At 48.2% G+C, this 21,446-nt stretch carries 23 protein-coding genes; 15 read left to right on the forward strand and 8 right to left on the reverse strand.

Translation table 11 applies throughout. The features are described 5' to 3' along the window. Nucleotides 1-13: 13 nt before the first annotated feature. Genes KB186_RS14455 through KB186_RS14485 form a run of 7 tightly spaced genes read left to right on the forward strand, consistent with a single transcriptional unit; the run spans nt 14 to nt 7,999 of the window. Nucleotides 14-1,612 (forward strand): ABC transporter substrate-binding protein, encoded by a 1,599-nt coding sequence (locus KB186_RS14455; RefSeq protein ID WP_173612364.1) that lies wholly within the window; start codon nt 14-16, stop codon nt 1,610-1,612. Nucleotides 1,613-1,629: 17 nt separating this feature from the next. Then, entirely contained in the window at nt 1,630-2,550 is a 921-nt protein-coding gene (locus KB186_RS14460; protein WP_173612363.1) for an ABC transporter permease, read from the forward strand. A 15-nt stretch (nt 2,551-2,565) separates the two neighbouring features. Continuing rightward, complete coding sequence (locus tag KB186_RS14465; protein WP_173612362.1) at nt 2,566-3,420, forward strand: ABC transporter permease; 855 nt, start codon at nt 2,566-2,568, stop codon at nt 3,418-3,420. Between the two features lie 23 nt (nt 3,421-3,443). After that, on the forward strand, nt 3,444-4,433 hold the full coding sequence (locus KB186_RS14470; RefSeq protein WP_088908700.1) for an ABC transporter ATP-binding protein: 990 nt from the start codon (nt 3,444-3,446) through the stop codon (nt 4,431-4,433). Further along, a complete protein-coding gene (locus KB186_RS14475; RefSeq protein ID WP_221868172.1) occupies nt 4,430-5,437 on the forward strand; it encodes an ABC transporter ATP-binding protein in 1,008 nt (335 codons plus the stop codon). Before KB186_RS14470 ends, KB186_RS14475 begins: the two co-directional genes overlap by 4 nt. After that, entirely contained in the window at nt 5,418-6,530 is a 1,113-nt protein-coding gene (gene menC, locus KB186_RS14480) for an o-succinylbenzoate synthase (protein ID WP_173612360.1), read from the forward strand. Before KB186_RS14475 ends, menC begins: the two co-directional genes overlap by 20 nt. 32 nt (nt 6,531-6,562) lie before the next feature. Further along, a complete protein-coding gene (locus KB186_RS14485; RefSeq protein ID WP_232773853.1) occupies nt 6,563-7,999 on the forward strand; it encodes a serine hydrolase domain-containing protein in 1,437 nt (478 codons plus the stop codon). A gap of 73 nt (nt 8,000-8,072) precedes the next feature. Here KB186_RS14485 and KB186_RS14490 read toward each other — a convergent pair whose 3' ends face one another. After that, nucleotides 8,073-9,392: an MFS transporter gene (locus KB186_RS14490; RefSeq protein ID WP_330873223.1), complete on the reverse strand. Its 1,320-nt coding sequence runs from the start codon at nt 9,390-9,392 to the stop codon at nt 8,073-8,075. Further along, entirely contained in the window at nt 9,364-10,098 is a 735-nt protein-coding gene (locus tag KB186_RS14495; protein ID WP_173612357.1) for a transcriptional regulator, read from the reverse strand. The genes KB186_RS14490 and KB186_RS14495 overlap by 29 nt, the downstream gene beginning before the upstream one ends. A 157-nt stretch (nt 10,099-10,255) precedes the next feature. Here KB186_RS14495 and KB186_RS14500 point away from each other — a divergent pair, with 157 nt between their 5' ends. Continuing rightward, nucleotides 10,256-11,473, forward strand: a complete 1,218-nt coding sequence (locus tag KB186_RS14500; protein ID WP_232773855.1) for an MFS transporter — start codon at nt 10,256-10,258, stop codon at nt 11,471-11,473. Nucleotides 11,474-11,612: 139 nt separating this feature from the next. Then, a complete protein-coding gene (locus tag KB186_RS14505; RefSeq protein WP_232773856.1) occupies nt 11,613-12,869 on the forward strand; it encodes an MFS transporter in 1,257 nt (418 codons plus the stop codon). Here the strand turns inward: KB186_RS14505 and KB186_RS14510 are convergent. Further along, nucleotides 12,846-13,625, reverse strand: coding sequence for an SDR family NAD(P)-dependent oxidoreductase (locus tag KB186_RS14510; protein WP_232773857.1), 780 nt, complete (start codon nt 13,623-13,625; stop codon nt 12,846-12,848). The genes KB186_RS14505 and KB186_RS14510 overlap by 24 nt on opposite strands. Nucleotides 13,626-13,725: 100 nt before the next feature. Here KB186_RS14510 and KB186_RS14515 point away from each other — a divergent pair, with 100 nt between their 5' ends. After that, a complete protein-coding gene (locus KB186_RS14515) occupies nt 13,726-13,950 on the forward strand; it encodes a DUF1540 domain-containing protein (RefSeq protein ID WP_173612353.1) in 225 nt (74 codons plus the stop codon). A 61-nt stretch (nt 13,951-14,011) separates the two neighbouring features. Here KB186_RS14515 and KB186_RS14520 read toward each other — a convergent pair whose 3' ends face one another. Further along, on the reverse strand, nt 14,012-14,602 hold the full coding sequence (locus KB186_RS14520) for a 5' nucleotidase, NT5C type (RefSeq protein ID WP_173612352.1): 591 nt from the start codon (nt 14,600-14,602) through the stop codon (nt 14,012-14,014). 97 nt (nt 14,603-14,699) lie between these two features. Here KB186_RS14520 and KB186_RS14525 point away from each other — a divergent pair, with 97 nt between their 5' ends. Beyond that, entirely contained in the window at nt 14,700-15,281 is a 582-nt protein-coding gene (locus KB186_RS14525; protein WP_173612351.1) for a DUF1700 domain-containing protein, read from the forward strand. A gap of 67 nt (nt 15,282-15,348) precedes the next feature. Here KB186_RS14525 and KB186_RS14530 read toward each other — a convergent pair whose 3' ends face one another. Next, nucleotides 15,349-15,879 carry a DUF84 family protein gene (locus tag KB186_RS14530; RefSeq protein WP_232773858.1) on the reverse strand — a complete coding sequence of 177 codons (531 nt, stop codon included), beginning with the start codon at nt 15,877-15,879 and terminating at the stop codon, nt 15,349-15,351. A 143-nt stretch (nt 15,880-16,022) separates the two neighbouring features. Between KB186_RS14530 and dapF the strand changes: the two genes are divergently transcribed. Beyond that, complete coding sequence (dapF, locus tag KB186_RS14535; protein ID WP_232773859.1) at nt 16,023-16,883, forward strand: diaminopimelate epimerase; 861 nt, start codon at nt 16,023-16,025, stop codon at nt 16,881-16,883. Nucleotides 16,884-16,997: 114 nt separating this feature from the next. Here the strand turns inward: dapF and KB186_RS14540 are convergent, their stop codons facing one another. After that, nucleotides 16,998-17,144 (reverse strand): hypothetical protein, encoded by a 147-nt coding sequence (locus KB186_RS14540; RefSeq protein ID WP_232773860.1) that lies wholly within the window; start codon nt 17,142-17,144, stop codon nt 16,998-17,000. Nucleotides 17,145-17,421: 277 nt separating this feature from the next. Between KB186_RS14540 and KB186_RS14545 the strand changes: the two genes are divergently transcribed. The 3 genes from KB186_RS14545 to KB186_RS14555 are packed head-to-tail and all read left to right on the forward strand — an operon-like array spanning nt 17,422 to nt 20,635. Continuing rightward, a complete protein-coding gene (locus tag KB186_RS14545) occupies nt 17,422-18,591 on the forward strand; it encodes a cysteine desulfurase family protein (RefSeq protein WP_232773861.1) in 1,170 nt (389 codons plus the stop codon). Nucleotides 18,592-18,616: 25 nt separating this feature from the next. Then, a complete protein-coding gene (gene thiI / locus KB186_RS14550; protein ID WP_221868176.1) occupies nt 18,617-19,816 on the forward strand; it encodes a tRNA uracil 4-sulfurtransferase ThiI in 1,200 nt (399 codons plus the stop codon). A gap of 42 nt (nt 19,817-19,858) precedes the next feature. Then, nucleotides 19,859-20,635: a fumarylacetoacetate hydrolase family protein gene (locus KB186_RS14555; RefSeq protein ID WP_232773862.1), complete on the forward strand. Its 777-nt coding sequence runs from the start codon at nt 19,859-19,861 to the stop codon at nt 20,633-20,635. 68 nt (nt 20,636-20,703) lie between these two features. Here the strand turns inward: KB186_RS14555 and KB186_RS14560 are convergent, their stop codons facing one another. Both KB186_RS14560 and KB186_RS14565 read right to left on the reverse strand, forming a co-directional pair. Continuing rightward, on the reverse strand, nt 20,704-20,985 hold the full coding sequence (locus KB186_RS14560) for a hypothetical protein (protein WP_015892359.1): 282 nt from the start codon (nt 20,983-20,985) through the stop codon (nt 20,704-20,706). Nucleotides 20,986-21,242: 257 nt separating this feature from the next. Then, nucleotides 21,243-21,446 (reverse strand): hypothetical protein (locus KB186_RS14565; RefSeq protein WP_232773863.1); only part of this gene is annotated, 204 nt, incomplete at its 5' end.

Consider the following 21,446-nt stretch of genomic DNA (forward strand, 5'->3'; position numbering starts at 1 on the left):
AGGGGGACGGGAAATGAAAATTCACAAGTGGAAGCAAGGGGCCATGAGTGTATTTGTGGCAACGGCGTTGATTGCAGGCTGCTCCTCACAGCCGACCAATCAAACGGGGAATGACACGGCGGCCAAAGGGAACACATTAGTCATCGCTTCCTTGACGGACCCAGACTCGCTTGATATGCACAAAACGAGCTGGCTGAGTATGGAAAACAGTTTAATATACGAGCCTCTATTGACCCGTGATGCAACAGGCAAACTTCATCCGGGTTTGGCAGAGAAGTACGAAATCTCGCAGGACGGCAAGGTTTGGACATTCATCCTCCGCAAAGATGTCCGCTATCACTCTGGCGATCCAATGACGGCAGCATCCGTAAAAGATTCCTTTGACCGTTTGCTCGCCATTTCGCCTGTGAAGGGGCTTGCAGGTCCAATTGAAAAAGTGGAAGCAACAGACGAACATACGCTCAAGGTGCATTTTAGCCAACCGTTTGCTCCGTTTGTTAACGTCATTGTCGGTGGATTAGTCTCGCCTCTTGACGCCAAAAAGGCAAAAGAATTAGGGGATGGCTTCGCAGATAACCCATCTGCAACGGGACCGATCATTTTTGACAAACGCGAGCGGGGTGCTTCGCTCACCTACAAGAAAAATCCCGATTATAACTGGGGACCGGAGTACGCTGCCAACAAAGGTCCTCTGCAATTCGACAGCATGATGTTCCGGTTTATGAAAGACGACGATACACGCCTGATGGAATTCAAAAAGGGTACGGTCCATGTGTTGTATGATGCGCCGCCGAACTCGGTTGCGGAGCTGGAGACACTGCCCGGAGTCAAGATTGAGAAAGTGATGGACATTGGAAACAAATACATCGCATTGAATAATAAGCACCCGTTGTTTTCAGATGTCCGTCTGCGCAAAGCAGTAGCCCTCTCCGTAGATCGCGATCCACTTGTTCAGGTAGCGTTGAACGGCTTCGGCAAGCCGGTCTATGGTCCTTTGGCACCCACGATTTATGGCTACAGTGAAGCGATTGAAAGCAAGGCGAAGCAGTTATATACGAGAGATTTAGGCAAAGCCAGGCAGTTGCTAGCGGAAGCAGGCTGGACGGACAGTAATGGGGATGGCATCGTAGATAAGGACGGGAAACCGTTGTCTGTAGAAATGCTCGTCTCTCAAGAGCCAGCATTTCAGCGAGCGGTGCAGATTTTGCAGAGCCAGCTGAAAGAAGCGGGTATTGATATGAAAATCAGCGTGCAAGAAATGACAACCATCAAAGAGCGTATTTCGAAAAAGTCGTATGACATGGCTTTGATGTACTACGGCTGGTTTGATGCGGATATCTTGTACCTCATTTTTGAAAAGAGCAATTCAACAAGCCGTACTCATTACAACAACCCTGAGTTGGATGTTTTACTGAATAAAGGACGTTTGGAAATGAATGAGCAGTCGCGTCTCAAGATTTACGAAGAGGCACAGGAGATTTTGGTAAATGATTTGCCGTGGGTCCCTTTATGGGTAAGTGAGACGGTGATAGCCACACGCGGCGTCAAAGGCTTTACGGTCAATCCGTACACGCAAGGCATTACGTTGCATGATGTCACGCTCGAAAAATAGACAACGGAGGTGAAGGCATGCGCCGATATGTAATAAAAAGATTACTTTCCCTGGTGGGTACACTGCTTGGCGTATCCGTCCTGATCTTCTTGATGGTGCATCTCATTCCGGGCGATCCCGCAACACAAATACTCGGACAGTTTGCGACACCAGAGGCTATCAGTCAAATGAGAGCGAAGCTTGGTCTTGACCAACCACTGTGGCAGCAGTACTTGCGGTTTGTCGGAAACCTGTTCGCTGGCGATTTGGGAACATCGTTATTCACTGGTGAAAAGGTATGGGATCAGATTATGAACCGTTTCCCGATCACCATGCAGCTTGCCATTCTTAGTGTAATCATTGCCGCAATATTCGGTATCTTGTTGGGCACGATTGCTGCCGTCAAGCAAAACACCATCATCGATCGGCTTGTGGTGCTTGCCTCGTTACTCGGTATTTCGGCACCCGGCTTCTGGATTGCCTTGTTTCTCATCTGGATTTTTGCTTACAAACTGGCCTTGTTTCCGATTTCCGGCTATGAGGGGATTCACTCCCTGTTGCTGCCAGCGATCACGTTAGGTTTGGCGGAAGCGGGGATGATCGCCCGAATGACCCGCTCCAGCATGCTGGAAGTCATCAGGCAGGATTACATGCGGACAGCCGAGGCTAAAGGGGCCGCGCTTTTCCGAGTCATTTTGAGCCATGGTCTGCCGAATGCCATTATTCCTGTTGTCACGATGTTAGGCTTGCAGTTCGGTGCGCTCATGGCTGGAGCTGTGGTGGTGGAAACCGTGTTTTCTCTGCAAGGGATCGGCAGTCTGGCGATTGAGGCGATCAGTAAACGGGATATGCCGACCATACAGGGCATGGTGTTTTTCATGGCGTTGATTTTTGCCTTAACCAATTTGATCGTGGATCTGATTTACAGCCGGATTGATCCGCGAATCCATTTCGACTAAGGAAGGAGCGGATAGATGGTGAACAGTAATCGTCCGGAGTCGTATTGGGGAGGGATGGGCAAACGCCTGAGGCGCAATAAGACAGCAATGGCGGGTGTGGTTATCTTGATCGTCTTTACACTGGGATCGCTTCTTGCGCCAGTCATTGCCCCTCATCCTGTCGAACAAATGAACTTTAATAGCCGATTAAGCGCTCCGAATTTGACTCATCTTCTCGGAACGGATGATTTCGGCAGAGATATTTTTTCCCGTCTGTTGCACGGGGGGCGAATTTCCTTGCTGATGGGTTTGATAACAGTTGTGCTTTCTACCTTGATCGGAGTTACGCTCGGGATTATCGCTGGCTATTATCGTCGTGTGGATCTGTTTATCATGCAGGGCATGGATATTCTCATGTCACTTCCTGCACTGCTTCTGGCGATTGCTGTCATTGCGGTCTTGGGTCCAGGTTTAACGAATGCCATGATCGCGGTAGTCATTGCCGTTATTCCATCCTATGTGCGGGTCGTTCGCTCTGCGGTCTTATCCATAAGGGAAAAAGAGTATATTGAGGCTGTTCGCGCTCTGGGGATCAGGGACTGGCAGATTTTGCTGAAACACGTTTTACCCAATATTCTCTCCCCGATCATCGTGCTTTCCACCATTCAATTCGGTGTGAGTATTTTAGCAGCTGCGGCCTTGAGCTTTCTCGGACTGGGCGCGCAACCGCCGATGCCTGAGTGGGGAGCCATGGTTTTTGTCGGCAAGGCATTCTTGAGTCAGGCCTGGTGGATGTCCATTTTTCCTGGATTGGCCATCATGCTGGTTGTCCTTGGCTTCAATCTGTTAGGTGACGGATTACGGGATGCATTCGACCCGAAAACGAGGTAATGGATGAAGGGGGGCATGAGCTGATGAAAGAGGTACTTTTGGAAGTAAAGGATTTGCGCCTGCAGTTTAAGACGGATAAGGGCGAGCTGCCAGCGCTGCAAGGCATTTCCTTTCAACTGAAAAAAGGTGAGACGGTAGCGTTGGTAGGCGAGTCTGGCTGCGGTAAAAGCGTGACGTCCTTGGCGATTATGGGACTCTTGTCCCGGGCGAATGCACAGATGGAGGGAAGCATTCGATTTCGTGATATCTTATTGAACCAGTTGAGTACCGGTGAACTTCGCAACATTCGCGGAAAAGATATCGCGATGATATTTCAGGAGCCGATGACGTCGCTCAATCCGGTGCATACGATTGGCCGACAGCTAGAGGAAGTGTATCAGCTGCATACCGATTTATCGAAAAAAGAACGCCAAGCAAAAGCGATTGAGATGCTCAAAAAAGTGGGCGTGCCGAGGGCAGAAGACATCATGCGGGAATATCCCCATCAGCTATCAGGTGGGATGAAGCAGCGTGTCATGATTGCAATGGCGATGGCTTGCAACCCCGATTTATTGATCGCGGACGAGCCGACCACCGCGTTGGATGTGACCATTCAAGCGCAAATTTTGGAACTGATGAACGATCTGAAGGAAAACGATCATACCTCCCTGCTGCTCATTACGCATGACTTGGGTGTCGTGGCTGAAATGGCTGATCGTGTGCTTGTGATGTACTACGGGGAGATCGTAGAAGAAGCTGATGTTGCCAGTCTGTTTTCGCATCCGAAGCATCCGTATACGATTGGGCTTTTACGCTGCATCCCCGATCTGGATGAGGAGGAGAAGCTTCGCCTTGATCCGATTGAAGGCAGTGTCCCGCTGCTGGGTGAAGTGACACAAGGGTGTGCATTCCGCTTCCGCTGCTCGCAGGCCGAGGAGCGATGTTACCAAGAAAAACCGCCGCTGATGGCAACGGGCACAGGCACACAGGCCGTTCGATGCTGGCTGTACGAGAACAAGGAGATGGCGGTATGAGGGATATCTTGTTATCGGTAAACGATTTAAAGACGTATTTTCCCATTAGCAAAGGATTGTTTCGCAATAGCGACGAAGTGATCAAGGCAGTCGATGGGGTTTCTTTCCAGTTACGAAAAGGAGAAACACTTGGATTGGTAGGAGAGAGCGGCTGTGGCAAATCAACGACTGGTCGCAGTATCATGCGACTCATTGAGCCGACGAGTGGAACGATTGAATTTGAAGGGCAAAACATTTCAGAGATGTCGGCTGCACGTTTTCGTCCACTCCGCAAACGAATGCAAATCGTGTTTCAGGACCCGTATGCGTCGTTAAATCCACGAATGACTGTACAAGGGGCTTTGGAGGAAGCGTTAGGCGTCAAGAATCCGCAGATGTCGGCGAAAGAAAGGCGCGATCAAGTAAAGGAACTGCTTCAAATGGTCGGGCTGAATGCTCAATACGCTACTCGCTTTCCCCATGAGTTTAGCGGTGGGCAGCGTCAGCGGATCGGGATCGCTCGCGCACTGGCAGTGGAACCTTCATTAATCGTAGCCGATGAGCCGGTCTCAGCACTTGACGTCTCCATTCAGGCGCAGATCGTGAATCTTTTGCAGGATTTGCAGCAACGTCTAGGTTTGAGCTATTTGTTTATTTCACACGATCTAGGTGTCGTTCGCCACATCAGTGACAGAATTGCGGTGATGTATCTCGGACGAATCGTCGAAATCGCCAGCAAAAAGGATTTGTTTACGCGCCCGTTACATCCGTACACAGAAGCGCTCATGTCAGCGGTTCCCAAAGCGAATCCATTTCGGAAGAAGGAGCGAATCGTTCTTTCTGGGGATGTTCCCTCACCGGCGAATGTTCCCGTAGGGTGTGCGTTCCATACCAGGTGCTCATATGCTACGGAAATTTGCCGCACAGTGCGTCCTGTCGCTACATTAGCTTCGCCGCAACATTATGTCGCATGTCATTTATATGGAACAGAAGGGATGAAGTACATTGAAAATCGAACGAATTGAATTGCAGCAACTACACATGCCACTTCGTTTCCGTTTTGAAACGAGCTTTGGATATACGACCATCAAGGAGCTCATTTTGGTTAGCGTGTATGGAGAGGGAGAGGTAGGGCACGCGGAAAGTGTGGCGATGTCGGCCCCTTATTATAGTGAAGAAACGACAGAGACAGCATGGCACATGATGGAAAAGTTTATGATACCGAAGCTGTTCACGAATGAGATCGAGACCCCTGAGGATGTGGATCGGCTGTTTGCCCCGATTCGCCGCAATAACATGGCGAAGGCGGCTTTAGAAGGCGCAATCTGGGATCTCTACAGTAAACAAAAAGGAATCTCTCTCGCCAAAGCATTAGGAGGCGAGAAATCTGTCATCGACGTTGGGATCAGCATCGGTATCGAACCGACTGTCGAGCAAGTTTTGGCAAAAGTAGAGCGCCATCTCGGTGAGGGCTACAAGAAGATCAAGGTAAAGATCAAGCCGGGCTTTGACGTAGAGGTGGTTCGAGCAATCCGCGAACGCTTTGGCGAGGGTGTCCCGTTGATGGCAGATGCGAACTCCGCTTACACAATGGAGCATCTGGATGTGATGAAGGAGCTGGATCAATATGGGCTGATGATGATCGAACAGCCACTCGCTCATGACGATATTATTGATCATGCCAAGCTGCAAAGGGAGCTGTCCACACCAATCTGCCTCGATGAAAGTATTCACAATGTGGATGATGCCAGAAAAGCGATAGAGCTAGGCAGTTGCGGCATTATTAATATCAAGGTGGGGAGGGTCGGTGGACTGACAGAGTCCAAGCGCATTCACGACTTGTGCCAGGCACACGGTATTCCGGTTTGGTGCGGAGGCATGATTGAGTCGGGGGTTGGCCGCGCGCACAACATTGCGATTACTTCATTGCCGAATTTTACGATCCCAGGTGATACAGCCGCCTCCAGCCGTTACTGGGAGGAAGACATCGTCGAGAATGGTGTAGAGCTGATGGCTCCCGGTCAATTGGCAGTTCCAGATAGCCCGGGTATCGGTTATACCCTGAACCAAAAGGCGATCGGCAACTATGTGATTCGCACGGCAAACTTCCGGCCTTAAACCAAAGCTTAATGAAAAAGGGGAGAAGGAACATGGCGGATTGGGTACAGTCGTTTGAGGAATACGCGCAAAAGCTGCTTGCAGAGGCAAAAGTAACAGGAACAGCAGTCGGATTGGCAGAGCAAGGAGAGCTGAGGTATTTCCATGGCTTCGGTCTGGCAGACAACACAGAAGACGCAAGAGCATTAACCGCTGATACGGTGTTTGGCATCGGTTCTGTGACCAAGTCCTTTACATGTGTAGCCATCATGCAGCTTCAGGACGCAGGAAAGTTATCCGTTCATGATCCGGTCATCAAGTATCTCCCTGAGCTCCGTACACCCAATGAAGCTTATACCCGGGAGATCACGATTCATCATTTGATGACACATACCGCAGGTTTTCCTCCTTTGGATACATTAGCGGGTGCAATGAAAAGAAGCATTGTAGAGGGAGGGGATGACCTGTCCTCTAGCTCCGGTCTTGCTTTTGATCTCGATAAAGTGGAAGAGATCAATACAAAGGAAGAATTCATGACCTATATCGGCAAGCTGAATTACGAGTTTCTAGGTGCGCCTGGAACGGAATTTAGCTACTCCAACGACAGTTACGCCATGCTCGGACTGATTATTGAACGAGTAAGCGGAATATCTTACGAGCAGTTTGTGCATGACCATATTTTGGAGCCTGCCGGGATGAAGAACAGTGCTTTTCTCGTCGAAGATTTGCCAGAGGAAGCAGAGGTGGCTACGCTATTCACCCGAAAAAGCCCAAAGGATGGCGGTGAGGTATACCGTTCCCCTTCCTGGTGGGATTCACCATCGATGCGGGCCGCTGGCTTTCTGAAATCGACCATTCACGATCTATTGCGCTATACGGAAATTTTTAGAACGGGTGGAATGGTGGGCGAGAATCGCTTGCTCTCACCTGAGAGTGTGCAGGCCATGACGGCGCCTCATTTCTCGATTTCGCCGTTTCAAGCATACGGCTATGGATTGTTTGTAGCCAATTGCCATGATGGAACACTCATTGAGCATGGTGGAGCGATCAAGGGAGTTGCGGCACAAATTTTTGTTTTACCGGAGCGGGGCCTGACAGGAGCCGTACTGATGAACACAGATGGCGGGCCAATGGCCGATTTGATGCATGGCATTTTAAACGCAACTAATGGACACTCTCCGAATACAGTGCCGTTCCAATATCCGGATTATGAAATTTCTGTAGATGCACTCGCTGCATTTACAGGGGAGTACCATTCGTCCGAAGGGGCGACTGTATCGGTAGAAATCGAAGAGAACGAGCTGGTAGCCAAGAGTAATGGAACGAATATTCCACTTCGTTCAGTGGGAGAAGACAGCTTCGTCATGAAGCGGGGAGAAACGGATGCGTTTATCCGCTTCGTCCGAGATGAGGCAGGAGTAGTTACGCGGATGGGCTTTGGCGCTCGTCAGCTAATAAAGGTCTTTGCCGAAAAAGAACAAACTGTATAATAAAGCAAAACGCGTACCTGCAAGAGCTCATGCTTGCGTGGTGCGCGTTCTTTCTATTTATATAGGAGAGGCGTTACGATGAAAGGGTGGCAGAAAGTTGCTGCTCCTCTACCATAGGTCGTTTCCAGTTCGGATGCTGCTCCATTTGGCGAAACGAGCGGAAAAAGAACAGGCCAAGGCTGATACTTGCAAATATGATACCGCCAAAGAACAATAGAAGCCCCGGTGTTGCGATGTTTTTGGCGAGAAGAAAGGAGCACAGTGCATAGCTGACAGGCCCGAAGCCGACGGACATCAGGGAAAGCAATGACATGACACGACCGAGCATGTTGGCAGGGACGATACTTTGAATGTAGGTGATGAACGGAATATTCGTCATACTGAGTGCCATTCCGATGAGAAAATGAGAGACAAGTCCATAGGAAAGCTTCTCAATGAAAAAATACGAGCTGATGCTGACTCCCATGCATCCGAGAATGATAGGGAGTAACATGAATTTTTCACGGAATCCTTTAAACAATGCAGTCAAAATACCGCCGACAATCATGCCCACTCCAAGTGAGGTACTAAGTGAGCTAAAAGCACTCCCGTCCCATCCGAGGTTATTCACATGAATGGGAATGATCATGTTAACTGGGCCAGAGAACATCATATTGGTGAAAAGTGATGTTGTTAAAATAAGAGCGAGGATCGGGATTGAATACGTATAACGAATTCCTCCCACGATATCTTTGAAATAGGAGCTTGCTCTTGGTTCTGTTGTAGACTCTGAAATCGTGTCTTTGATGTATGAGTGTGAATGGAGAGAGAGAATAAAGAGTGTTCCTACGAAGAAGGTGCATGCCAAGATCATAAACATGATCGGATAACGAACGGTTCCAATTAATAAGGCAGTAACTACGGGTCCGGCAACCAAGCTAATCTGATGGCATAGTTCCATTAAGCTGTTAGCTGGCGCAAGTTGTTCTCGAGAGACTAGAGAGGGCAGAATCGAGCTGCGTGCTGGCCAAAAAAATGCATCGACTGTTCCGAATAAAGCTGCCAAGACGTACAGGCTCACCGGGAACCAGGCGCCATTTCCTTGAAGCATAAGCAAACTGAAGCAGGCTAAAATAATTCCCCTAACCAAAAGGGAGGAAAACATAATCCATTTTCGATTCAAACGATCAGCAGCCACCCCGCCTGCCAGCATAAAGAGAAGACGGGGGATGGACAGACAAATCAAAGTCGTGCCGAGGATTGCCCCTGAGCCCAGGGCATTCACAATATACCAGTTGAGCAGGATGAAGAAAGCTCCGTCAGCCATTGCCGAAAAGAAAGTGCCCCACCATAATCGGACAAACGATCCATTTTTCCAAAGGGAATTATTTGTTGCCAGCGTGCTCATCTCCATTCTCCTCCTTCTTTTTCTTCACCACAATCTTGCCAGTGATATGCTTGAATTCAGATGGTTGGTGCTCATAGTTATCAGGTAAGGAATCGTCTTCTGCGACGTAGTAGCGTTCATTCGTCATGAACCCGACCGTGACCATGTAAAAGTTTTCAACCGTATCCTCCTCTTCTCCAGCAGCAATCCTCTCCAAGTAACGATCTTCCATTTCCGATAGCTCCTCAAGTAAAGCCTTATATTTATTGAGCCAAGCAAATATTTCTTTCCGAGGTGCTTTTACTTCGGAGTTAACTGCAATTGCAGGAGGACGATCCTCTTGATCCGAAAAGAGCATGAATGACTCATCTGGTGCGTTATACAGGCGATTCATACTGGAGCGCAGGTGATTTAGCATCGTTTCCTGCAACAGGATACTGTCTTCGCGCAGGGAGGGCAGCAAATCATCACTTACTTTGAAGTCGTAAGCAACAGCCCGATAAAACTTTTGCACGATCCCGTTCTTTTCTTCCGTACGCACGACTTCAACGAAGCCGTGGCTTTCTAATTCCTTTAGGTGATAATGCACTTTAGAGGGAGAAAGGGAGAGAAGGGTAGCGAGCTGCTTGCCTGTGTATTCCTCCTTGACCAGCATCGTGATGATCTGTAGGCGCAAGGAATCGCTGACAGCTTTTAATTGATCCAAAGTTTCCACAACTACGTATCGTTTCAAGTCGATCAACCTCTTTCGCTGAACGTGGATATTTTTTTAGACGTTCAGTTTTATTTGAACGTATTGTAACAACAAAACGATCCGTTTCGCAAGAATGAATTGCGCCTATTTTTCGACAAATGCTACAATATTAAAAACGGTGAGAGGATGCATTCCTGTGGCGATCTTACAACATCCCGTCTTTCGCCATTTGTATACGGCCCACATTGTACACATCATCGGAAATGAATTTACATTTATTGCGGTCGTTGGACTATTACATGATTTAAGTGGATCGGGTCTTTCCTTTGCGGCAGGTACTGTGTTTCGCATGATCCCCTATGTATTTGCCAGCTTTTTCGCAGGGACACTTGTGGAGAATTGGGATAAACGGAGGGTCATGATTGTCGTCAATCTGCTTCGGGGCATACTCGTCAGTTTGTTTTTCTTCATCACTTCTGCGACCTACTTATGGGTGGCTTTTTTGTTATTGATCCTGGTTAATATTTGCAGTGCTTTTTTCCAACCAGCCATGCAAGTAGCGATCGTACAATCCGTGGAGGAAAAGGACAGACTGGCTGCCAATTCCCTTTTACAGGGGACAACTTCGTTTCTCATTATTGTTTGTCAGGGTATGGCAGCAGTTCTGGTTTACTTGTTCTCCTATCGTTACAACTTTTTGCTCGATGCCGCCTGTTATTTGTTGTCGCTGTTCGTCTTGCTGCCGCTCCCGCATATCGCCAATTCTGTTGATTCGAAAGCGGTTGTACCTTTTATGGAAAGGCTAAATGAGGGCTTCCGCTATATCGGCAAACATCGGGAAATTGCCAGTGTCATCGGTTATCAGATGGCGGAACGGGTGTGTGGCGCCTATTACATTATGCTGATGTACTATGTTCTTACGGAGCGGGGAGAGGGCTTGTATGTATTCGGACTCTTGGATATTCCGTTGGGACTCGGAGGTGTGATCGCTGGGATTGCTGTGAACAAGCTGTCTGATAGTCTGAGTGAAAAAGCAACATGGCGTGTCCAAGGATGGGCACTCGTAGCGATGGGATGCTCAATTATCGCCGTGTTTCATGCAAAACCACTACTTGGACTGGCGATCGCCATCCTGTTTGCATCAACGGCTCAGTTTAGCTCATCGATATTGTCTGTGACAAAGCTACAACGACTCTCTGATCCTGCTTATTTGGCTCGCGTTTTTTCCATTCGGGAAATGGCGACCATGGGGAGCTTTTCTGCGAGCTGCTTGATTCTCGGATTCAGTGCGGAGCAGGTCGGCAGTGCTGCTGTCTCCGTGTGGCTTGGCTTCTTTGGGGTAGCAGCAGGACTTCTGTGGCTTTGGAGCCGTCGTAAGTTGCAAAAAGATCGCAGACGTTCAGTGATGACATAGGAGAGGTTCCTCTGCTGATTTGGAGCAGAGGTTCTTTTATATACAAAATAAGACTTTTTAATTTAATAAATATAATTGTTGAAAAAGTATTAATCTAAATATACAATGAATGGAAAATAGAGAAAAAGGAAGATGCAGCATGAAGGAATTATGGCGGCAGCGTTCATTTCGCTGGTATTGGGTGGGGATGTTCTTATCTAGTCTGGGGGATCAGTTTGGCTGGATGGGATTGACGTGGTTTGTCATGAATAAAACAGGCTCACCTGCTGCAATGGGTGGGGTCGTTCTTGCGTATATGCTCCCTGCTGTTTTTGCTGGTTTAGTAGCGGGAGTTTTGCTGGATCGATTTGATCGACGCAAGCTCATCATGATGGACAATGTGGCGCGAGGGCTTATTTTTATAGCGTTGGTCGCATTATTGCAGGTCGATCAGGTTCCACTATTTGTGATATACATACTAATTGTGATTGCAGGAATCCTTTCTCCGTTGAGCACAGCTGGGGCACAGACTTTATTGCCGAGAATCGTCTCGGACAAAAATCAATTGGTCAAAGCGAATGGCGTGATGGAAACGCAATGGCAAATTGTTTATATGTTTGGACCGGCACTCGCGGGTGTTTTAATCGGGTTGATTGGGGAAGCTTATGTTCTGTTGATTGATGCGGCCAGCTTTTTCGTATGTGCATTCTGCTTCTCCCGGCTGCCGCGTGACCTTACGAAAAGTGCGAATCCGACAGCGATTGCAAAAGGTCAAATGGGAGTGTTCTTGCGTTCTCTCTTGAGTGACATGCGAACAGGGTATCGCTACATATTTGGACGCAAGCAATTGATCATTCTTGTTTTCTTTACGTTTTTGTTTAACATGTCGTATGGCCCCATTGAAATTGCACTACCCCTGTATGCGAATCAGGATTTGGCAGGAGGGTCTGTTGCGTTAGGGATGCTGTGGTCTTCTTTGGCAGTTGGGGCTTTACTAGGCTCACTCTTTTTTTCGACGGTTACATGGAAACTTCCGTTGGGGTCGACGCTGGCAGGAATTATTGTGGCGTGGGGATTGACCACATTGCCAATCGCTTTGTTCTCGAGGCTGGAGATCGCAATGGCTTCGATAGCTGTGGCGGGCTTTTGCTTTGCTCCCTATAACATCATGTACAGAAGCTATCTGCAAAAGCAGGTGCCCGATGCTCTCTTGGGGAGGGTATTAACCAGCGTTCGCACAATTACGGGGACAGGGATGCCGGCGGGAGCGGCTGTCTCCGGCTTCCTCATACCTTTTCTGGGCGTTCAAGGGATCATTGGAGCCGGAGCAGCCGTATGTATCATTTTCGGTCTCCTTGCATTCGGGGCATTGAAAAACTTGGAGGATTCCTCTTCACTTCCTGTTGAGGAGCGGTGAGACGAGGTGTTTTAGCCACTGAGGCATTAAGAAGTAGATGCGGGAGAGCGCATGAAGACGAAATGGCATGGCAACCTCCGGACGCTTTGCTTCCGCCGCTCGATAAATAGCCTTTGCCGTTTGTTCCGGTGTCAGCAAATACCGATTCACTTTGCTACGATAGCTGCCCGTTTTGTCTGCCTTATCTAAAAAGGGTGTGTCGATCGGCCCTGGCATCGCACACGTTACAGCGATACCACTGCCTTGCAGCTCGTGGCGCAATCCTTCACTAAAGCGGATGACGGCTGCTTTGCTTGCTGCATATACTGCAGCTTTGGCTGTTGCGACTTGTCCAGCGAGGGAGGCAACCGTAATAATATGACCTTGCTTTTGTTGGAGCATCATCGGCAAAAAGGCACGGGTCGTGTAAAGAACACCGGAAATATTTGTTCGCAGTGTTTCTTCCAGCTCCTCTACGCGCATTTCGATCAGTGGTTCAAAGACGGCCATCCCGGCATTGTTGTAAAGAAAATCGCAACGTTCGAAGCGGATGTGCACCCATGTAGCGAACTGCCGAATGTCTTCGTTGCTGCTGACGTCTAACGGGTAATGATGGAGACGATCAGGATAAACTTTTTGTAACGAAACGAGTTCCTGGGTAATCGTTTTCCGGCTTGTGGCAATGACACAGTCTCCTTTTTCCAAATGAAGTCGTGTCAAAGCTAGACCAAGGCCACCAGAAGCTCCGGTGATGACGACAATACGGGCAGTCGACATGTCATTCTCTTCTTTCCTTGTAGAGTTTGTTTCCATTGTAAATGGCAAAGTATAAGCCCCTAAGTTGATGTGAAGGCTAGCCTCTAGGGGGTGAATGCACATGCCAGCAGTAAAATGTTCTGTTGCAAACTGTGAGTACTGGGCGAAGGGCAATCTTTGCAGCGCCGAAGAAATCATGGTGGAGATTGACGCACACGCAACTGTTAACTTGAAAGAAGAGTTTGCAGGTGAGTATGGTCAAAATACGCAGCATAAGGATCAGGCTTCCACTTCGTCTGAGACCTGTTGTCTGACGTTTAAGCCGAGGACATCCGAAAAGAAATAACGCGGCTTCGGCGCAAAAAGGACGTATCCCTTAATGGTGATACGTCTTTTTGCTATTCAACCTATACGCTTGTCTTAGCCGGAAAAAGCTCGTTGACTTTTTGGGCAACTTCTTCCCAAGAAGTGACTCGATGGACGAGCGGAGGTAGGGAAGCTTGGTTATACGGAGTGTCAAACAAGAACACCGGAATTTGCAGTGCTTCTGACAATTGCAAAGCGTTCTCCAGACGATCCTCCAAAAAGAGATCCACACCCCACTTGCGTGCAGCTGACAGCTTGTCGTGGCTCCCAATCAAATCCACTTCATGATGAGGGATATTGTAGCGAGCAAACCATTGTAAGGTCACATCGCGGTGACGATCCTCACGAGCACTTATATATACCAGCTTGTGGGAGGAAAACCAATCGCGCAAAACCTGATCGGCAATTCCATGAACAGGCGCACCATCATAAAGGCGCTCCCCATTTTGATCCAGCCACATTTCAAACTCTGCGTCCGTGATTTGATACACGTTGGCTAAATTGTACTCCACACAATCTTCATATCGTAAATCTCTTCCAAAGCTCTCATTCATCAACGGAACAATACTGCTAGGTGATGTGACTGTACCGTCAATATCAATGCCAATGGTTAGGATTTTGTCTGGTTTCATTCTCTCGCCTCCCGTTTAAATTGTACAACGTAGGCAGACAATAAGGCTACTTCCTTCACTTAATTAATCCTTTACCAAAAAAGGGGCTGAGCATGCTATGTTGGATCGACATGAACGTAATGATGCGAAGCGGAAGGAAGACACCGGTTTTTCCGAGACGGTTGATCAGCACGACAGGGAGTTTGCAGCGAATACTTGGACACAGGCCGTCTTTGACGAAGAGGAAAATCGGTCTAGGCGCAGGGTTCACTACGACCCCCACTCTTTGACAGAGCGCTATACAGGCGAGCTGGATGAGGAGAGAAAGGACTTTTCGGAGCGCTTGGATGGCGTTGTTTTGACAAAAGAAGACCGTTCACCGGTTGCCAAAGTCAGAGATGACGACATCGAGGCGGCGGCAGAAATCGCCGAGCCGTTTCCGACCAGTCGTGCTGCCAGTGAGATCGACACAGACGAGGATAACCGGGAAAAAGGGGCCAGCGGTATCGGGATGACTGGCTTGGGCTTATCGATCCTGTCCCTGTTTCTCATGCCGTACTTGGTGGCTCCAATTGGTATGGTGCTTGGCTATCTGGCGTATCGACGCAACTCGAAGACGCTGGGAGTTTGGGCGATGATCATAGGTGCTGTTGCCATTTTGGGCGCATTAGTCATCTACCCGTATTATACGGCTCGCTAAAAGCATCAAACCGCAAACCCTCTCCAGTTCGTTCAAAGCCGGAGAGGGTTTTTATGCTGCGCTACTGCTATTTGTACAAAGAGGAAACAAAAGGCGTAATGGCTGCGATCACGGCGTCACAAAACACATCGGAACGACGTACGCGATTATCCGTTAAAAGGGAATAGGCGCCGCCACGATGATTACTGCCAACGGTTTTCCCCCATTCATCAATGATGGTACTGAGCTCAATTTGCTCCTGCTGGATTCGGTGAACGGCTTGATTCGGGATAGGAAAAGCCAACCCCTTACCAATAAATAGCTCACTTCCATTCCAGGCTGCGCAGATGGAAATCAAATACCACTGCTTTGTAAAACGCTCATCGTACATAAGTCCGCCTTCCAAGCCTAGCCCAATGTCTGCTTCAGGGGTTTGACTACGTGCAGCTTTTGCTCGATTGATCGCTCCTGTAATCGTCTCTTCATCACTCATCGGCTGAGCCGATACGCCCGAGGGGACGGATATGCAGAAAGGCTCCGTTCCGGTTGCTTTTTGCACAGCGAGACGCTTAGCTTCATTTTTCGTTCCGAGTGCATAGCGGAAAATATGGTAATCCAACGGCTTGTTCCACCTCTTTCCATCATCGATGCTAGTGGTAGTATACCACCTTTTGATTCGACCGCGATTCTCTAGGTTGTGTTAAGATAATAGGCATAGATAAGAGTCAGACCCAGCATACGAAAGAGAAAGAGGAGTGGACGATGAAATTTACAAAGCTGCATGGCTTGGGGAATGATTACGTTTACGTCAACTGTTTTGAGGAAGACTTGTCGCGTGTAGATTTACCCGAATTGGCTAGAAGGGTGAGTGATCGGAATTTTGGGATTGGGGGCGATGGACTGATCCTCATTATACCATCGGAGCGAGCTGATTTTCGCATGCGGGTCTTTAACAATGATGGCAGCGAAGCAAAAAACTGCGGAAACGGCTTGCGCTGTGTAAGCAAGTACGTATACGATCACGGTTTGACGGAACAAACAACGTTTACCGTGGAGACGTTGGGAGGGACCGTCACTCCTGTCGTATCGCTAGGAGCAGATGGTAAGGTCGATCAAGTAACGATCGATATGGGGGAGCCTCATTTTGAGCGAGCAGCAATTCCGATGACTGGCATTCCTGAGGAGCAAGTGCGAGAAGAGGTAATCGAGGTCGGTGGAACGGCGTTTACGATGACGGCTGTTTCGATGGGCAATCCCCATGCCATCCTTTTCGTGGATGAAGTGAAGGAAGAAGATGTTCGTCACTACGGACCATTGATCGAGTATCACGAATGGTTTCCAGAGCGAACCAACGTCGAATTTATCCAAATATTGAATCACGAGGAAATTCTTTTCCGTGTATGGGAGAGGGGATCAGGTGTAACGCTTGCCTGTGGGACGGGAGCTTGCGCTGCTGCAGTAGCTGCCCACTTGAGCGGGAAGACAGGTAGAAAGGTCACTGTCCACCTGGCAGGAGGCGATCTCTTTATTGAATGGAAGGAAGCGGATAACCGCGTCTATATGACGGGCCCGGCAACTGAAGTTTTTTCTGGTGCGTATTTGGGGGAGATCCCTTTAAAATAACAGCAAATCCAAAACCGTTCCGTCGCAACCGACAGGAGCGGTTTTTTTACAAAAAATAGCGTGGTCACGGCCAATCCTACATGCCGTCACCACGCTATCGAATTCGAATAAGTGTCACGCGTTGTACACCTCATTTAGGTATGCGACTTCCGTGCTGTCGTATTGAGGGGTATTCTTGTTCATCTTCGTAAGTTCTGCTTGCAGTCTTTTCAATTCGGCTTCCATCTTCTTGATTTCTTCTTGCATAGCTTGTGCTGTCATGGTGGTTCTCTCCTTAGTTGTTGTTTTTTATCTAAATTTATTGACTATTCTAACGAAAGGCCAAAACAATGTAAATAGCCTATATCTGGATGTAAGCGCTTTATCCGTGAATAGTCTGTGAACGGTTGTTCAGATTGTCTGATTTGGTCTTTTGAGAGCAAGGCACTCTGGGAAAAATAAGGCCGAGAAGTGTAATACTTTGTATGTTCTTTACGAAAAGTCATGTTATGATGAAGCGTAGTATTCGGGCCTTTTGCCCTTAGGAAGGTGTGTACTGGTGATTTACTTGGACAACAGTGCGACTACCCGGCCTCATCCTCAAGTGATTGAAACCGTTAGACGCGCGATGGAAAGCTACTATGGAAACCCGTCTTCTCTGCATCAAAAAGGAGTAGAGGCGGAAAATGTACTGAAGCAGGCGCGAAAGGTTGCTGCTCAGTACTTGAGCTGTAAAGAAAGTGAAGTTATTTTTACTTCAGGTGGTACGGAGAGCAATAATACGGCGATCAAGGGTGTAGCCTTTCAATATCAAAGCAGAGGGAAACATATTATTACGACGCAGGTAGAGCATCCGGCTGTTTATGATGTTTGCAAACAGTTGGAAGGCCTTGGATTTGCTGTGACGTATCTGCCGGTAGATCGTGAAGGACGCGTGTCAGTAGAAGCTGTTCAAAAGGCAATGCGTCCGGATACGATTCTCGTTTCGGTCATGCATGTGAACAACGAGTTGGGAACCATTCAACCGATCTTGGAAATCGGACAATGGTTAAAGCAATTCCCGAAAGTTCTGTTTCACGTCGATGCTGTCCAAGGAATTGGGAAAGTTCCTTTGCGCATCAAGGATTCAGGGATTGATCTGTTGAGTGTCTCTGCGCACAAGTTTTACGGTCCTAGAGGAGTCGGCATTTTGTATAAACGAGAAGGCTTGATCATTCACCCATTGATGATGGGTGGCGGTCAAGAAGGCGGTGTTCGCTCAGGAACGGAAAACCTCCCAGCCATCGCCGGTATGGCAAAAGCAATCCGGATTTTAGAAGAACTGGGTAGCGTCGAAATGATCAGGCTGCAAAAATTGAATCAACAGCTTCGTGAAGGGATTGTAACGATTGAAGGTTGCATTGTGAATACCCCGGAAGCGAATACGGCTCCCCATATTATGAATTTGTCAGTACCAGGAGTAAAAGCGGAAGTCCTGTTGCATGCTTTGGAGGAAAAAGGCTTTCTGATATCCACCAAGTCGGCGTGCTCATCCAAAGTCAATGAGCCGAGCAGAGTTCTGACTGCGATTGGCATCGAGCGGGATTGCGCGCTGTCGTCTCTGAGGATTAGTCTGGGCCGAGAAAATACAGCGGAGGACATTCAGCAGTTTTTGAAGGCACTAGAGGAATGCGTCAGTGTGCTTCGTACTTATATCAAACAACAACCTGCCCCCGCTCATAGAAAATAGTGTGGACAACTAAAAGGAGATAAACATGAACTACGATGTTATTTTAATTCGTTATGGTGAGTTGGCGCTTAAAGGAAAAAACCGCGATCAATTCGAAGAGGCCCTTGTAAAAAGTGTGAAAAACGTACTGCGCTCATTTTTTAAAGTAAAAGTTCGACGCAATTACGGCCGGATGTATGTGGAGCTGCACGGCGAGGACGCTTATGCGGTTATGGAGCGTTTGAAGCGCGTTTTTGGTATTTCTTCCTTTAGTCCGACGATCCAGGTAGATCCTGATATTGAAACAATCAAGGAAAAAGCACTGGAGATGGTCCGTCAATTAAATCCACAGCCGCGTACGTTCCGCGTGGTTTCCCGCCGGGCTGATAAACGCTATCCGATTCCTTCTATGGAAGTCAATCGAATGGTAGCAACGCATATCCTGCGCGCACTGCCAGCTATCAGTGTAGACTTGCATGAGCCGGACACCATCGTGAATGTAGAAATTCGCACAGAGGGTACTTACCTTAGCTGTGAAACCATCCAGGGACCTGGTGGCTTGCCAGTTGGGGTGAGCGGAAAAGTACTGCTGCTTCTATCTGGGGGTATCGACAGTCCCGTAGCAGGTTGGATGATGCTGAAGCGTGGTGTGACGCTTGAAGCGATCCACTTCCACAGCTATCCGTTTACGAGCGAGCGCGCTTTGCAAAAAGTACGTGATTTGGCTCATAAGCTGACGAAATGGGGAGGAACTGTTCGTCTCCACGTCGTACCGTTTACCGAGATTCAGACCGCCATTCGTGAAAAATGTCCAGAAGACTATTTGATCACCATCATGCGTCGCTTCATGATGCGTATTTCGGAGCGTGTTGCGGAAAATACCAATGCCAAGGCGCTCGCAACAGGAGAAAGCCTCGGTCAAGTCGCATCGCAAACTTTGGAAAGCATGGACACGATCAACAAGGTGATTTCAATTCCAATCCTGCGACCGCTCGTCGCCATGGACAAGGTAGACATCGTGGACATTTCTCGCCAAATCGATACGTACGAGCTATCGATTTTGCCGTATGAAGACTGCTGCACAGTGTTTACACCGAAAAATCCTGTAACGCGACCGAAGCCTCGCCTCGCTGCAAAATTTGAGGAAGCGCTGGATGTAGAAGCGTTAGTGGAGGATGCTGTAGCGCGAACTGAAATCGAAGAGATTACAACGAAGCCAAAAGAAACGACAACCGACTTGTTCTAACTACAAGTATAGAGAAACTCGCGACACGGGGGAGAAGGAACCATGATAATCCGTTATGAGCGCAATGGTAAGGTGAAGCATGGCTGGATGGTGGAAGAGGATCGCAAAGTACGCGTGATTGAAGGGGACATATACAAAATCCATACGGCAAAACCGATCATGACGGGCCTTGAGCTGCCTTTGGATGAGGTCACGTTAAAGGCGCCAAGTGATCCAAGCAAGGTCGTATGCATCGGATTGAATTACCGGGACCATGCGGCTGAGATGGGGATTGACCTGCCAAAAGAACCGCTGATGTTTTTGAAGCCGTCAACAACAGTCATTGGACCTGGCGAGCCTATCGTCTATCCAAAGCTGACGCAGAACCTTCATTATGAAGGCGAACTCGCCGTGGTGATTAAGAAAGAGGCCAAGAAGATCAAGGCTGCGGATGCAGACGATTATATTTTGGGATTCACTTGTGCGATTGATGTGACCGCTCGTGATCTGCAGATGAGCGATGGGCAATGGACTCGGGCAAAAGGCTTTGATACGTTTTGTCCGCTTGGACCTGCTATTGCAGCCAAACTTGATTATCATAATTTGCGTATCGTGACACGAGTAAACGGGGAAGTTCGTCAGGATGCTCGCACAGACCAATTGATCTTTTCGATTCCGCAGTTGATCGAGGCTGTGTCAGCGGTCATGACGCTTCGTCCCGGCGATGTTATTTTAACCGGGACGCCATCTGGTGTAGGTGAGCTTGTTCCGGGCGATGAAGTTTCGGTAACCATTGAAGGGATCGGAACCTTAACGACTCATGTAGTGGCTGAGGAGTAGTCGTACATTCTTTGATAAGATCGACCAAGCCCCCTGCTTGTTTGAAGTGGGGGCTTGGTTTTTTTATTTTATTCTTCTTCGTTCGGGTCATCATGAATGGGGTGCGCGGATGGGTCTTGTCTAGGAAGGTCTTGATGCATTAGCCTTGTTTCGTAAGTGAATCGAGTGGTGGTGGAATGCTGTCCCGGCTCCCAGCCTGTTGCTTTCCCTAAGCGAGCTTCGTTCGTGGCAGCTCCAAATGGCCCCTCAGGGAATTCTTCCTGAAGGATTTCATTGCGTTGTGACTCTACGGTAGATAATTCACTGTAATGATCGTTTTCGTATTCTTCATAGGTTGGTTTTGGATCCATAGTAACACCGCCGTTTATTTGTTGGATACTTCATGGGTACAGAGCTAAAATGCCAAGCGTTTATAGTGTGAAATAAAAAGAGAATCGCTATTCGTTTTTCCTATTGACTCCGCGACTTATTTCATTTATATTTAAATTCTGCTCGAAACAATCAATACACATAAAAAATCATCAATAAAAAAGTGAGAGAAATACTTGACTTATATCTGGTGATTTTGTTATATTAGATCTTGTCGCTGCTGAAGCAAGCGAAATGGTTAAAAAAACCTCTTGCAAAAAACAGCTGCTACATGATAAGATAGAAAAGTCGCCTTCGGGCGAATGACACAAATTGCTCCTTGAAAACTGAACAGCGAAAGCGTTAATGAGTCTATCATTAAATGATTTGCCAGCTTTGAACCAGTAACAAACTTTATTGGAGAGTTTGATCCTGGCTCAGGACGAACGCTGGCGGCGTGCCT

This window comes from Brevibacillus sp. AF8 (assembly GCF_021270385.1).
GTDB lineage: Bacteria > Bacillota > Bacilli > Brevibacillales > Brevibacillaceae > Brevibacillus.

Excerpts from the sequence above, each read along its gene's own strand:
- KB186_RS14455 (WP_173612364.1), top strand. The coding sequence starts at position 14 with ATGAAAATTCACAAGTGGAAGCAAGGGGCCATGAGTGTATTTGTGGCA.
- KB186_RS14460 (WP_173612363.1), top strand. The coding sequence starts at position 1,630 with ATGCGCCGATATGTAATAAAAAGATTACTTTCCCTGGTGGGTACACTG.
- KB186_RS14465 (WP_173612362.1), top strand. The coding sequence starts at position 2,566 with ATGGTGAACAGTAATCGTCCGGAGTCGTATTGGGGAGGGATGGGCAAA.
- KB186_RS14470 (WP_088908700.1), top strand. The coding sequence starts at position 3,444 with ATGAAAGAGGTACTTTTGGAAGTAAAGGATTTGCGCCTGCAGTTTAAG.
- KB186_RS14475 (WP_221868172.1), top strand. The coding sequence starts at position 4,430 with ATGAGGGATATCTTGTTATCGGTAAACGATTTAAAGACGTATTTTCCC.
- KB186_RS14485 (WP_232773853.1), top strand. The coding sequence starts at position 6,563 with ATGGCGGATTGGGTACAGTCGTTTGAGGAATACGCGCAAAAGCTGCTT.
- KB186_RS14490 (WP_330873223.1), bottom strand. The coding sequence starts at position 9,392 with ATGGAGATGAGCACGCTGGCAACAAATAATTCCCTTTGGAAAAATGGA.
- KB186_RS14505 (WP_232773856.1), top strand. The coding sequence starts at position 11,613 with ATGAAGGAATTATGGCGGCAGCGTTCATTTCGCTGGTATTGGGTGGGG.
- KB186_RS14510 (WP_232773857.1), bottom strand. The coding sequence starts at position 13,625 with ATGTCGACTGCCCGTATTGTCGTCATCACCGGAGCTTCTGGTGGCCTT.
- KB186_RS14515 (WP_173612353.1), top strand. The coding sequence starts at position 13,726 with ATGCCAGCAGTAAAATGTTCTGTTGCAAACTGTGAGTACTGGGCGAAG.
- KB186_RS14520 (WP_173612352.1), bottom strand. The coding sequence starts at position 14,602 with ATGAAACCAGACAAAATCCTAACCATTGGCATTGATATTGACGGTACA.
- KB186_RS14525 (WP_173612351.1), top strand. The coding sequence starts at position 14,700 with ATGTTGGATCGACATGAACGTAATGATGCGAAGCGGAAGGAAGACACC.
- dapF (WP_232773859.1), top strand. The coding sequence starts at position 16,023 with ATGAAATTTACAAAGCTGCATGGCTTGGGGAATGATTACGTTTACGTC.
- KB186_RS14540 (WP_232773860.1), bottom strand. The coding sequence starts at position 17,144 with ATGACAGCACAAGCTATGCAAGAAGAAATCAAGAAGATGGAAGCCGAA.
- thiI (WP_221868176.1), top strand. The coding sequence starts at position 18,617 with ATGAACTACGATGTTATTTTAATTCGTTATGGTGAGTTGGCGCTTAAA.
- KB186_RS14555 (WP_232773862.1), top strand. The coding sequence starts at position 19,859 with ATGATAATCCGTTATGAGCGCAATGGTAAGGTGAAGCATGGCTGGATG.
- KB186_RS14560 (WP_015892359.1), bottom strand. The coding sequence starts at position 20,985 with ATGGATCCAAAACCAACCTATGAAGAATACGAAAACGATCATTACAGT.